Origin of the sequence: uncultured Formosa sp., assembly GCF_947500765.1 — a bacterium.
GTDB lineage: Bacteria > Bacteroidota > Bacteroidia > Flavobacteriales > Flavobacteriaceae > Formosa.
Map to the genome: position 1 here is coordinate 1 of NZ_CANMTH010000020.1, position 12,175 is coordinate 12,175.

General features: G+C 29.7%; 18 protein-coding genes. All 18 read left to right on the top strand.

All coding sequences use genetic code 11. The features are described from left to right. Positions 1–100: 100 nt before the first annotated feature. The 18 genes from Q1B05_RS18055 (at position 101) to Q1B05_RS18140 (ending at position 11,960) form a co-directional block, all read left to right on the top strand. Positions 101–664 (top strand): hypothetical protein, encoded by a 564-nt coding sequence (locus Q1B05_RS18055; RefSeq protein ID WP_299782767.1) that lies wholly within the window; start codon positions 101–103, stop codon positions 662–664. Between the two features lie 163 nt (positions 665–827). Continuing rightward, a complete protein-coding gene (locus Q1B05_RS18060; protein WP_299102548.1) occupies positions 828–1,238 on the top strand; it encodes a hypothetical protein in 411 nt (136 codons plus the stop codon). 166 nt (positions 1,239–1,404) lie between these two features. Further along, on the top strand, positions 1,405–1,908 hold the full coding sequence (locus Q1B05_RS18065) for an energy transducer TonB (protein WP_299782769.1): 504 nt from the start codon (positions 1,405–1,407) through the stop codon (positions 1,906–1,908). A 219-nt stretch (positions 1,909–2,127) separates the two neighbouring features. Next, a complete protein-coding gene (locus Q1B05_RS18070; RefSeq protein WP_299782771.1) occupies positions 2,128–2,505 on the top strand; it encodes a DUF4844 domain-containing protein in 378 nt (125 codons plus the stop codon). Beyond that, positions 2,505–2,906 (top strand): hypothetical protein, encoded by a 402-nt coding sequence (locus Q1B05_RS18075; protein ID WP_299782773.1) that lies wholly within the window; start codon positions 2,505–2,507, stop codon positions 2,904–2,906. The genes Q1B05_RS18070 and Q1B05_RS18075 overlap by 1 nt, the downstream gene beginning before the upstream one ends. Positions 2,907–3,074: 168 nt before the next feature. After that, positions 3,075–3,326: a hypothetical protein gene (locus Q1B05_RS18080; protein WP_299782775.1), complete on the top strand. Its 252-nt coding sequence runs from the start codon at positions 3,075–3,077 to the stop codon at positions 3,324–3,326. Next, entirely contained in the window at positions 3,314–3,553 is a 240-nt protein-coding gene (locus tag Q1B05_RS18085; protein WP_299782777.1) for a hypothetical protein, read from the top strand. Before Q1B05_RS18080 ends, Q1B05_RS18085 begins: the two co-directional genes overlap by 13 nt. Before the next feature lie 155 nt (positions 3,554–3,708). Then, entirely contained in the window at positions 3,709–4,503 is a 795-nt protein-coding gene (locus tag Q1B05_RS18090) for a hypothetical protein (protein ID WP_299782779.1), read from the top strand. Between the two features lie 600 nt (positions 4,504–5,103). Beyond that, positions 5,104–5,367, top strand: a complete 264-nt coding sequence (locus Q1B05_RS18095; RefSeq protein WP_299782782.1) for a hypothetical protein — start codon at positions 5,104–5,106, stop codon at positions 5,365–5,367. Beyond that, positions 5,368–5,781, top strand: coding sequence for a hypothetical protein (locus tag Q1B05_RS18100; protein ID WP_299782784.1), 414 nt, complete (start codon positions 5,368–5,370; stop codon positions 5,779–5,781). A gap of 166 nt (positions 5,782–5,947) precedes the next feature. Further along, a complete protein-coding gene (locus tag Q1B05_RS18105) occupies positions 5,948–6,514 on the top strand; it encodes a hypothetical protein (protein WP_299782786.1) in 567 nt (188 codons plus the stop codon). Positions 6,515–6,680: 166 nt separating this feature from the next. Then, positions 6,681–7,211, top strand: a complete 531-nt coding sequence (locus tag Q1B05_RS18110; RefSeq protein WP_299782788.1) for an Imm27 family immunity protein — start codon at positions 6,681–6,683, stop codon at positions 7,209–7,211. A gap of 131 nt (positions 7,212–7,342) precedes the next feature. Further along, positions 7,343–7,891: a hypothetical protein gene (locus Q1B05_RS18115; RefSeq protein ID WP_299782790.1), complete on the top strand. Its 549-nt coding sequence runs from the start codon at positions 7,343–7,345 to the stop codon at positions 7,889–7,891. Positions 7,892–8,335: 444 nt separating this feature from the next. Further along, on the top strand, positions 8,336–9,394 hold the full coding sequence (locus Q1B05_RS18120) for a DUF262 domain-containing protein (protein ID WP_299782792.1): 1,059 nt from the start codon (positions 8,336–8,338) through the stop codon (positions 9,392–9,394). 1 nt (position 9,395) lies between these two features. Further along, positions 9,396–10,022, top strand: coding sequence for a hypothetical protein (locus Q1B05_RS18125; RefSeq protein WP_299782794.1), 627 nt, complete (start codon positions 9,396–9,398; stop codon positions 10,020–10,022). Positions 10,023–10,265: 243 nt separating this feature from the next. Continuing rightward, on the top strand, positions 10,266–11,171 hold the full coding sequence (locus Q1B05_RS18130) for a hypothetical protein (protein WP_299782796.1): 906 nt from the start codon (positions 10,266–10,268) through the stop codon (positions 11,169–11,171). Positions 11,172–11,372: 201 nt separating this feature from the next. Further along, positions 11,373–11,672: a type II toxin-antitoxin system RelE/ParE family toxin gene (locus Q1B05_RS18135; RefSeq protein ID WP_299782798.1), complete on the top strand. Its 300-nt coding sequence runs from the start codon at positions 11,373–11,375 to the stop codon at positions 11,670–11,672. Positions 11,673–11,675: 3 nt separating this feature from the next. Next, positions 11,676–11,960, top strand: a complete 285-nt coding sequence (locus tag Q1B05_RS18140; protein WP_299782800.1) for an addiction module antidote protein — start codon at positions 11,676–11,678, stop codon at positions 11,958–11,960. The last annotated feature ends 215 nt before the right edge of the window (positions 11,961–12,175 follow it).

Here is a 12,175-nt window from a genome sequence, read left to right on the forward strand (position 1 = left end):
AACACCGAATATGGTATATAAATTATCAGCTTAATTCAATTTTAAACTGTAGCCATATTTCAGGACAAGACATTTGAAAAAACGAACTTACATATTGATTTTGAGTCTGATTTTATCTTCTGGAGTTTATTCACAAACTTTCAGCGGACAAATAATTGAATTGACAAAAACCAAGAACGAAATAAAAGTTCCTGAATTTAATTATGCTACAATTTACATAGAAACGGAATTACAAAAAATTGAAAAAAAGGAAAGCGGAACTATAATTCCATACGAAACTCGAATTGAAAAGAACGGAAATTTTAAAGTTGACATATCGGAATTGAAAGGCGAAACTCTGACTTTATATTTTAGTTCGGAAAACTACTCTTATGTGATTTTAAAAAATATACCAAAATCTAAATTATCGGAATTTATAAAAGTTATTCCTATTGTAAAAAACATTTGGAAACCAACTTGTGGACACGACTGTTTTTCGGTGGACAAGAAAAAAACCTATAGACGAAAAAGTATATCTGTAAACAATGGGAAAAATAAAACGGATTTTAATAGAAAAATAATAGAACCAAATATAGATAAAGAAAAAGGATATTTAATTCCAATTCCATTTATGGACATTTGGCCACCTGACAAAATCTATTTTTACGAATATGAATTTAAATAAAAAAACGTTGGGTAACACCGTGTATAATTAATGGCTAGTTATAGCCTACTTACGAAAATCCTTGCGGATTTTCTATTCAGTTTTTATTTACTAAATTAGGTGCTTGAACACGCCACAAATCATACACAAACACGTTGTACACAAGCTAAAAACTCACTCAAACTTGATAAAAAAGATACTAATTGGAATTTTAATAATCGGACTTTTGGCCATAATTGGATTTTTTGTTTTTATGTCAAACTTTGAGATTTTTGACGAACCAACCGAAACGAAATTGAAAACGGAATGTGATTATGAGGGTTTACGCAAAATAAAAATGACGCAAGAAAGCGGAAATGCAACAGCAAATCGTTCGATTCTAATTTATGCAACAGATTGTGGAATTGACGAACAAAACTCTGAATTGATTTTCGTAGCAAGTGCTGGATTTATTAAACCAAAAGACGTTGAATTTGAATGGAAAAACTTTGATACTTTGACAATCCGATACAATAAAAAATTGGAAATATTTGAACAAAAAAAAGAATCTGAATCTGTGAATCCGAAAATAACATTTGAATACATAGCCGAATAAAAAAGCCAATGTACAACACCGTGTATAATTAATTGCTTTATTGAGCTTACTTGCGAATATTCCTGCGGAATATTCACGGGTTCGTAAATGTTTATTAACTTAGTTGCTTAACCACGCAACTAACCATACACAACAACGTTGTGCATAATTTGAGAAAACTCACGAATTGAATAAAATAATAGGAATTATATTGACAATTTTACTTCTGATTTCTTGTAAGAATTCGGAAAAAACAGAAACGGAAAACAATTCTGAATCTGAAAAAGAAATCACTCAATCGGAATTTAAAAAAGTGGAATCTCAAAACTCGCTGAACTTGGAATATCAACTTTTAGACGAAAATGACGAACAAATAAATTTTGCGAGTTTAAAGAAAATGCCTGAATTTCCAGGAGGACTTGATTCGCTGACTAAATTCATACAACTGAATTATAAATTTCATCAAGGATTTACGGAATACATAAATGGAAAAGTCAAATCGACTTTTGTAGTTGACACTCTTGGAAAAGTAGTTGATATAGAAATAATTGAAAGATTGAGAAAAGATTATGATACAGCTTGTTACAAAGTAATATCAAAAATTCCTGACTGGAAACCAGCGGAATTAGAAAATAATAAAAAAGTGAAAGTTAAATTTCTTCTACCATTCAAATTTGTGGCTGAAGAATAAAAACTATGCACAACACAGTATAAAAATAATTGCGGTTTAGTGCTTAATCAAAGATCGTTGCGTGTTTGTAACGTCTGATTTTCCTTCGGAAAATCCTCGCATACAAACCCGCAACTATTCTTATACATCAACGTTGGCAACAATTTGAGAAATGACGAAACACATTCAAATTTTAGTATTTTTTTGACCTTTTCTGCTTGCGGACAAAATGTAACCGAAATGAAAACACCTGAAAATTCGAATGAAAAATTTGCGGAATTTATAGCAAAGAAAAAGTTCGTGTCGGAAAATTATTATCCCGGAATTGCGGACGAAAAAATGCGACCAATTTTAACGGAAAAAATAAACCAAGTTGCGTCTGATTTTAAAACTGTTGCCGAATCCGATAAACCGAATGACAAAAAGTATCAGGAAAAAATCGGAATTGGACTTTCAAGGTTTGCGGAAATTTATTTGGACTTGGATACAGAAGACCGAGAAAGAGTTTGTTCATATTTTGAGGAACTAATGGACATTGTCGAATTGGAAAGCTCAAATGGACAATTAAACAAGTTTATGTACGGATTTGACCCAAACGAATTTATTAAAGAAGATTAATGAAGTTAATATTAGTAAGAATAAGTGCTTGGTTTGCCTCAATATTCTATTTGATTATGTCTATTGTGAGTTTAGTAATAATGCTAAGCGAAAAAATCGAATATGGAATAATAATAACATTTTTTATGTTTATACTAATGTCAGCAACAGGCTGGAATGCTCGTAAGTTTGGCTCAACAGATTTTAAGGTAAAGAAATACTCAAAAATACTCGGAATTTTGACATTGATATTTGGAATATTTTTTCTTGTATTTACACCAATTATTTTTGCATCACAGTTTGGCTTTGGAAAATCTTATGTTGCTATATTAACCTTATTTATTTTGTTTTTACCAGCGATAATCTCTGCTATTGCCATATTATTTGGTCGAACAAAAGAAACTGTAGAAATAGCTGAATAAAAAAAGAAAAACTGTTGCCAACACCGTATATAATTTATTGCTGGCTTCTCGCCTACTTACGAAAATCCTCGCGGATTTTCTATTCGGTTTTTATTTGTTAACTTAGTTGCTTAACCACGCAACAAACCATATACAAACACGTTGTATGCAAGCTAAAAAACCGAACTTTTGAGAAAAATATTTTACATAATCGGATTGAGTTTTTCATTTTTTGGAATTCCTCTTTTTTATTTTATGACAATAAATACAGGAGTGAGTCTGAAATATGAAACGGAATTTGGAGAATGTATTTCTCAAGTTTCTGGAGTTGATTTATGTAAACAACAAGATTTATTTCTCGGACTGACTTACTCTTGCGGAATTATATTTCTGATTTTAATAGGTATCTTAATTTACAAAACAATTAAATGGAAAACATAAGCGAATTTTTATACGGAAAAGACTATTCGGAAAAACTTGACAAGTTTAATAAATCGATTGACCAAATTCACTCTGAATATAAAGGAGAATTTGACACAAGTGGTTATTTTACAATGCAAACTCATAATGAAAAAGGAGAAGTGAAATTAGATTTTGACCAAGACAAAAACATTCCGACTGAATTGAAAGATAAAGTATTAAGTACTTTTAACGAAATATGGAAATAAAAGCCTGCATACAACACCGTATAAATTTTATTGCTGGTTTTGGCTCACTTGGGAAATTCCTTCGGAATTTCGCCGTTCGTGTTTTATTTAGTAAATTCATTGCTTAAACAACGCAACAAAGCTTATACAACAACGTTACCTGCAAGCTGAAAAAAATGAAGTACAAAGATTTATATTTTTCTAATTTTTTAATATTAATAGATGATTCTCTATTAACTAAGAAAATGATGGAAAAAATTCTTGGAAAAGATGATGAATTTAATCACAATTTCAATGATTATATTTATTGTATAAGTACGGAATTTGAAGATAATTTTTTAAAAATATCATTAGAGTTTGGAAATCCACTTCCAAGACAAGAAAAGGTAAGAAATGTTGAAACCTTAAAAAAAGAGAAAAATCCAAGAAAAAAAACCCAATTTGAAGCTAAACAAGCATTTTTAATATTTGACTTTTCTACAAGTTCTATTTGGTGTAGTAATTCAAAGAAAAAACCATTTATTATTGATTGGTTTAAGTCATTATTTGAAACTAATAATATTACAATCAAAAACGTATTTAATGAAAGTGAATTCATTGAAACGATAAAAACAATTGATGAAATAAGATTTTCAGCTTCACCTGATTTATTTTCAGAAAATGATTCTTTAAAAAAAGCTCTAGCTGATGAAATTATGGGTTATGGAGCAAGTGTCGCAAGTTTAAAATTAAATTTCAACTCAAAAAACAATAGAGATAAATTAATTGGTCGAATTAAAAATCTAATTAAAAAGAAAATACATTATAAAAATTTAGTAATCAGCGGGAGAGATTCGAGAAACTTCGGTATGATTTTTAATGAAAAATTACTTTCGAAAAATATAAAAATAAAAGCTCAAGTCAATAACAATGATGTTTTTAATAAAGATTCTGTTTATTCAAACATATTAATAAAACTAAAAAATGACTAAACGCTTTAAATATACATTTTTATTAATTTTAACAATAGTAATAATTTTAACTATTTTTTTCGACACGAATAAGTCTGCTTTTAATGAAATAATTACATTTATTTCTATTGCAATAGGTTTTTCAATTACTAGTTTATCTATTATTGCTACAAGTAAATTCTCAAAAAACTTGTATAACAAAGAAAGTAAAAAAGACAATTCGAAGACTTTATTACACGAGTTAGTAGATGATTTTCAATATTCTATATATTTATTTACATCGACAATTTGTTTAATTCTTCTTTTAAAATTTATAAACTTGGATGAATATAATCTGAGATTTTGGAAAATTGAAATTGATTTTATCGAAGTTTTAGTTAACTTTTGTTGGTCTCTGACAATAATATCAATTTATGAATTTATAAAGCTATTTAATTTATTTAGTAAATATGTAATAAAATCTGCTAAGGAATAAAGCCTGCAGGTAACACCGTATATAATTTATTGCTAGTTCTAGCCTACTTACGAAAATCCTCGCGGATTTTCTATTCGGTTTGTATTTGCTAAATTAGGTGCTTAAACCACGCAACAAACCATATACAAATACGTTGTGCGTCATTTATGAAAACCGTCATTCAAATATTAATTCTATCAATTATCATATTCGTAGTTATAACATTAGTGACTATGAAAATTGAAACACCATTTGATGGAAATGACACTTATGGTTTTCCTTTCACATTCCATATAAAATGGAGTGAAATGTGTTTTGAATGCCCAGAAAATCCGACTGAAACTTATTATGGATATTTATTTATTGATTTTCTAATATCTGGAATTATAGGATTTGGTCTTTTAAAATTATTCAAACAATTAAAAAAATAAATGAAAACGAACTTTGAAATTGAAGAAAATTATGCAGTTCTATTAAATGGAATTCATATTGATTTGCATAATAATTTTCAATTCAAAAAAATATCGGAATTTAACGATACTGTCCGAATTGAATTTATAAAATCGACTGGAGATTGGGTTCACGAGAACGAATTTGAAAAACTGACTTTTTTGCATAAAAATGTTGTATTCAAAAACTCTAAGAAAGGAGACAATTCTAAATTCCCTGAAGATGAAAATACATTAAGCGGAATTTCATTCTTTCCCAAATCGATGCGTGAAATAAATCACAATTTTATGGAACATAATAAACCGAATAAAAATGATGATATAATCTATCTATTTGAAAATGGAAAAATGTTTAGAATGAATTGCGAACGAATAGAACTAATTGCGGAAAAATAAAAAAAACGTACGCACAACACCGTGTATAATTAATTGCTTTTTTGAGCTTACTTGTGAAAATTCCTGCGGAATTTTCACGGGTTCGTTAAAGTTTGCTAACTTAGTTGCCTAACCACGCAACTAACCATACACAAACACGTTGTGTTTAATTTGACAGCAGAATTCAATGAGAATAAAATCTAATGCCTCACCAGACGAATTATCCTCACCTTTTTTCAAACTAAATGAGGAATTTTGCTTTGATTTTGAAAGTTTTGTTGCAAATAAAAATGGAAAAGTAAAAGGAAATTACAATGCTTGGTCATATCTGATTTTCGGTAAAATATCAAATCCTACAAATTGGAATTTGACTTATAAAAAATCAACCTTTACTTCAACTGGAAATTTATTGCTTTCATCAAAATATCAAAGTTTACTTATTTTGGCGGAATGGGAAACTGAAAGAAAAGGAACTCATAATTCGGAATTTACAATACGAAAAAAAACACGAACTGACTTTTTAAAAAAAATGGTAAGTGTATCATTGTCTGAACTCGATTTTTCTAAAAAGTATATGCTTGAAATGAAAAATGAGAAACCAAAACTGATTTTCAAACTGACAGAAATATTAAAACCACTTTTCCAATCTGGAGAAATATATAAGATTGAACATAAGAATGATAAATTGAAAATTGAAATGAGAACTGAAAAACATCATTTTGAATTATTTGACAAATTAATAAGCGAAATATAAAAAACTAAACACAACACCGTATAAAAATAATGCTTAGTTTAGTGCTTAATCAAGAGTTCGTGCGCTTTTGTTACGTCTGATTTTCCTGCGGAAAATCCTCGCACACAAAACCGCACTATTCTTATACATAACCGTTGGCAGTAATTAGAAAATGAACGAACTACGATTGACATCAAATCCTGAATTAATTAAAAAGTTGACTGCGGACTTTATCAAAACAGAAGTTGATTCTAATACTTGGGGAACTCTTTATTTATGTCCAAAGACCAACGAGAAATGGCAAAAAATCTATGTAGAAACTGAATATCACGGAGGCGGACATCCAGTTTTATTCAAATTACCTGACCCACGAAAAATAGATTTAATTGAAATTGTGCTCAATTCTGAAGACCTTGACGAAATTACTACAGCTTCTGCTCTACTTGTTGTTAATGAAAAAGAACTAAAAGATGAATTTAGAGAAGAGCTCATTATTGCAATTGAAAATAAAATAAACCAAAAGGATTTTAAATGGAATAAGTTGAACGCCGAAAAAATAAAATCAATCATTTCCGAAACGCAACTTTTTGACAAAACTAATAGACGACCAATATTAGGAAAGAAAAACATTGATATAGAAAAGGACTTTGAATTTTACAAAGACATTTCTGAAAGAGCAAAAAAAATAATAACTACTGCCAACACCGTGTATAATTAATTGCTTTGGCAAGTGCTTATTTGGAAAATTCCTTCGGAATTTTCTCGCGTTCGTTTTTGTTTACTAAATTAGTTCCTTAACCACGCAACTAACCATACACAAGACCGTTGTAGCACATTTAAGAAAACCCAATGGCAACATACCAATTTCTAACATTTGTACTTCCAAGAAAGCCGATTGAAAAAAAATATGGAGGAATTCCAAAACAGCTCGAAATAAAACACGCTGAATGGGAAAAGTATTGGGAAAATTATGACGTGGAAATGAATGAAGCACCTGAACCTGAATTTGAAGATGCGATTACAACGAAATGGTGGAAAGGAATTCAAATAAACATTGCGGAATTAAGAAACGAAATTGACCAAATTATTCCAAGAGCTTCGTGGAATAACGAAAGTTGGAAAATTGAAAACGGAGAAGTTGACCACGATTTGAGTATTGACTATAACGAAAAAGAGAATTTTATAGATGATTTTAGATTTCGGACTGATTTGAGAGATTCAAAACTGAATTTCTTAAATTCAATGCTGGAATTATGCGACAGAAATGACTGGATTTTAATGGACGAAAATGGAAATCTGTGTAATCCGAATATTAGAGAATTAGCGAAATTACTAAAAAATTCAAAAGCTCATTTATTTATAACAAACCCAACTGAATTTTTTGATAATCTGAAATAAGTGATGAATAAAAGAAATTTAAAAATCATAAAACTATACATAATTAGCTTATTCTGTATTGTCTTTTATTTCTTATTAGAGAATTCTAGCATCATATCTGAACTCGTTCAAAAATCTGAAAGAGGTCGTTATGGTAGCTTCCTTACATTTTTTCTAACAGGACTATTCAAATACGGTTTATTAGTAATCGGAATAGGCATTATTTTAATTATGAGTTTTATGCTAATAAGAGAAAGAAAAAAACACTTGAATAAATAAAAACGTGCTACAACACCGTGTATAATTAATTGCTAGGTTCTTCCCTACTTGCGAATATTCCTGCGGAATATTCACAGGTTCGTTAAAGTTTGCTAACTTAGTTGATTAACCACGCAACTAACCATACACAAACACGTTGTAGGCAATTTAAAAAAAAGTACGTTCAAGAAATAAAATATAGATAAAATGAAAAATTTTGACAGTAGAGCTTATAGTATTAATGACTTTCTTGAATGGAATGATAAGAAACAACTAGTACTTTCACCAAAATTTCAAAGAAAAGCAATTTGGGCAGATGATGCCAAGTCTTACCTAATGGATACCATTATTCGCGGAAAACCAATTCCGAAAATTTTCATTAGACAAACATTAAATATTGAGAATAGACAGTCAATACGTGAAGTTGTAGATGGACAACAAAGACTTCGAACCATTTTGTCATATATCAATGATGGATTTGCAATAAAGAAAAAGCATAATCAAAAATATGGCGGATTTTTTTTCAGCCAATTAAGCAATATTGACCCAGAAATTCAATCAACAATTCTGAATTATGAGATTTCAGTTGATTTACTTGTTAATCTACCAGACAATGAAATTTTAGACATTTTCGCTAGATTAAACTCTTATTCTGTTGTACTTAATCAGCAAGAAAAAATTAACGCAAATCACTTTAGTGAATTTAAAATATTAGTTGACAGACTATCCCATAAACACAATGATTTTTGGTCGGAAAATAAAATCTTAACAAATCAAAATGTTCTACGAATGGCTGATGCCACATTAGTTGCTGATTTAGTAATAGCAATGATAGAGGGAATTCAATCAAAAAAACAAATCAAATCTTTCTATACTAAATACGAAAAGGAATTTAATTACGATACTGACGCTTTAGAACGAGATTTTGATGAAACCATAAAACTTATTAAAAGCATTTTTGACGAAACATTAAAAGGCACTCAATTCAAAAGAATACATCTATTTTACACTCTATTCACTAGCTTTTATCATACAAAAGTAGGTTTGAAAAATTTAGATGTATTAAGACAAGAGATTGATACCAATAAATACGAGAGAACTAAAATTGCTCTAACTGACTTAAACGTTCTTTTTGGCACAGTACCTTTTCAAAATATGTCAGTTCCACAGATACAGTTTTTAGAAGATAGTAGACGAGCTACAACTGATACGAAAGTTAGAGTTAGAAGAACCAAGTTTATACTTGATATAGTAAATTCAATATAATATGGCTTTAGCACAAAATTTGATTGATTTTAGAGCCACAACTGCTAGTCTTGTCTCGCATATTACATTTGCTCATCAAAAATACACAAGTGGTTCATACAAGATTGCTAGAGATATGAGAGAATTTATAAGCGAATCTGCATTCTTGAGAATATATATTGGTTGGGAAACATTTGTAGAGAATTCGTTTGTTGATTATTTGCTTAATGAACCTTCAATACTTAATAATAGACCTGCTAAATGGGTAAACCCAATAGACGCTGAACACGCACAAAAAATTATTATCGGAAATCAACGTCATATGGATTGGTCTAATCCAGAAAGAATAAGAAATATAAGTAAAATATTCTTTCATCAAGGTTATGTTTTCAACACTTCATTAAGTGCTATAAATAATGATTTAATGGATTTGAAAACTATTAGGAATTCTGCAGCACATATATCGTCAACAACTACAAGTAAATTAGATGGTTTAAGTACTCGTATTCTTGGCACGACAGTTTCCAATTATACTGCATATAAACTTTTATTTTCGATTGACCCACGTTCGACCATACCAAATACGACTGTTTTGGATAGGTATTTACAAATACTTGACGTAGCGGCTGAAGAAATAGCTAACGGATAAAAACTGCCTACAACACTGTATATAATTTATTGCTTGGTTCTAGCCTACTTACGAAAATCCTCGCGGATTTTCTATTCAGTTTTTATTTGTTAACTTAGTTGCTTAACCACGCAACAAACCATATACAAACACGTTGTGCGTAATTTGAGAAACCACGTTACTCAACGAAAAACATAGTTCGCTCATTATGACTTTTCTCTTCAAAAGAATAGAATTATTTTCGAGAAACTAAAAACTAAACTTTTGAAAATTTTAAAATACATATTAATATTTCTGATTTTAAGTAGCTGTTCTGCAAGTAAAAATAGAGCTTGGAATTGTTTACAAATAGATGAGGGAAATTTAGCATTCAACGAAATGCTCGAATTAATTGGAAAAACTAAAATAGACACAAATATAATTAAAGCTGTTAAAATATATTCCTATGAATTTAAGAAGAATGGAAATATCAAAGACAGCACTTTAATCGAATATCAAAACCTTAATTATTTTACCACATTTAAAGACCTTACTAATTACGAAATCAAATACGACAGTTTAGGTAGAGATTTTGAGAGATACGCTACTCGAATTGAAACAGGCGAAACTCATTTAAATTATAGAAAAATCTATGATTCAAAATCAAAAATAATTGAGTGGATAGTTTACAATCGTGACGGACAAATAAACTCAAAAACATTTTACTATTACGATAATTTGGAACGTTTAATAAAATCTGAAAAATACTATGGATATTTCTTATACGAAAAACCAATTCTTCAACGAAAGAAAGTATTTGAATATGAATCCGAAAATCTAATTAAGGAAATCGAATTCTTTTCAGTAATTACATCAGATAAGTTCGATTCTAAAATCATAAAAGAATTTAATAATATAGGGCAACAAATTAATTACCGTAGCGAAACTTTAGAAAATGATATTACAGTAAGTTTTTGGGGTTTTAGGTCTTTGTATGAAGAGCAAATGCTAATCAAAAAAGAAAGTTATGGTTCTGACAATCGAGACATTTTAACTGAATTCACATACAACTCTTTGAACTTACCAATAGAAAACCATTCAACTGATTTGAATTTAAAAAAACCAACACAATTGATAAAATATTATTATCTGGAAAACAAAAAAACTACGCACAACACCGTGTATAATTAATGGCTGGTTCTCGCCTACTTACGAAAGTCCTCGCGGACTTTCTATCTGTGTTTTATTTGCTATCTTTAGTGCTTAAAACACGCCACTAATCATACACAAACACGTTGTGGTGCATTAAAACTCACTCTACTAAAAACTCAATCTGAACTGAATTTATTCAAATATTTTTCTTAACTTTGTATCCAAGTAGATACAATATTTATGTTCTTTATTGAGAAAACAAATGAATTTGACAAATGGCTGAGAAAGCTAAAAGACTTTAAAGCAAAGGCGAAAATTTTGTTCAGAATTCAAAAATTAGAAACTGACGAACATTTTGGCGATTGTAAAACAGTTGGCGATGGAATTCGGGAATTGCGAATAAATTTCGCGAAAGGCTACAGAGTTTACTTTAAAGAAAAAGACGGAAAAATAATAGTATTGCTTATTGGTGGAGATAAATCTACTCAGCAAAAAGACATTGCAAAAGCGAAAGAAATTTGGAAAAAATTAAATAAATAGAAAATGGGAACTTCAAGATTTGAAATAGCGGATTATTTAGACAGCAAAGAAATGATTGCGGAATATCTCAATACTGTTTTGGAAGAGGGAAATAATGCGGATATAATTAATGCAATCGGACATATTGCGAAAGCAATCGGAATGACAAAAATTGCGGAGGAAACCGGATTAAGCAGACCGAGTTTATACAAAGCATTATCTGATGGAGCGAAACCTCAATTTGCGACAATTATGAAAGTATTAAAAGCAATCGGAGGACAAATTCAAGTGAATCCAATATCAGCTTGAAAAAATAACGCACCACAACACCGTGTAAAAAACATTGCTTATTTTAGTTCAATCGTTTGGTCGTTGCTTTGTTTGCTAGCTTCTGATTTTCCTTCGGAAAATCCTCGCACTCAAATACGCAACGTTCCTTACACATAAACGTTATCTCTTATTTGAGAAAAACATTTCGCTCATTAAAAAAGGTAGTTCACTCATTTTGACTTTTAAGATTAATT

Coding starts and splice junctions, on each gene's coding strand:
- Q1B05_RS18070 (WP_299782771.1), top strand. CDS start 2,128: ATGAAAACACCTGAAAATTCGAATGAAAAATTTGCGGAATTTATAGCA.
- Q1B05_RS18075 (WP_299782773.1), top strand. CDS start 2,505: ATGAAGTTAATATTAGTAAGAATAAGTGCTTGGTTTGCCTCAATATTC.
- Q1B05_RS18085 (WP_299782777.1), top strand. CDS start 3,314: ATGGAAAACATAAGCGAATTTTTATACGGAAAAGACTATTCGGAAAAA.
- Q1B05_RS18090 (WP_299782779.1), top strand. CDS start 3,709: ATGAAGTACAAAGATTTATATTTTTCTAATTTTTTAATATTAATAGAT.
- Q1B05_RS18095 (WP_299782782.1), top strand. CDS start 5,104: ATGAAAACCGTCATTCAAATATTAATTCTATCAATTATCATATTCGTA.
- Q1B05_RS18100 (WP_299782784.1), top strand. CDS start 5,368: ATGAAAACGAACTTTGAAATTGAAGAAAATTATGCAGTTCTATTAAAT.
- Q1B05_RS18105 (WP_299782786.1), top strand. CDS start 5,948: ATGAGAATAAAATCTAATGCCTCACCAGACGAATTATCCTCACCTTTT.
- Q1B05_RS18115 (WP_299782790.1), top strand. CDS start 7,343: ATGGCAACATACCAATTTCTAACATTTGTACTTCCAAGAAAGCCGATT.
- Q1B05_RS18120 (WP_299782792.1), top strand. CDS start 8,336: ATGAAAAATTTTGACAGTAGAGCTTATAGTATTAATGACTTTCTTGAA.
- Q1B05_RS18125 (WP_299782794.1), top strand. CDS start 9,396: ATGGCTTTAGCACAAAATTTGATTGATTTTAGAGCCACAACTGCTAGT.
- Q1B05_RS18135 (WP_299782798.1), top strand. CDS start 11,373: ATGTTCTTTATTGAGAAAACAAATGAATTTGACAAATGGCTGAGAAAG.
- Q1B05_RS18140 (WP_299782800.1), top strand. CDS start 11,676: ATGGGAACTTCAAGATTTGAAATAGCGGATTATTTAGACAGCAAAGAA.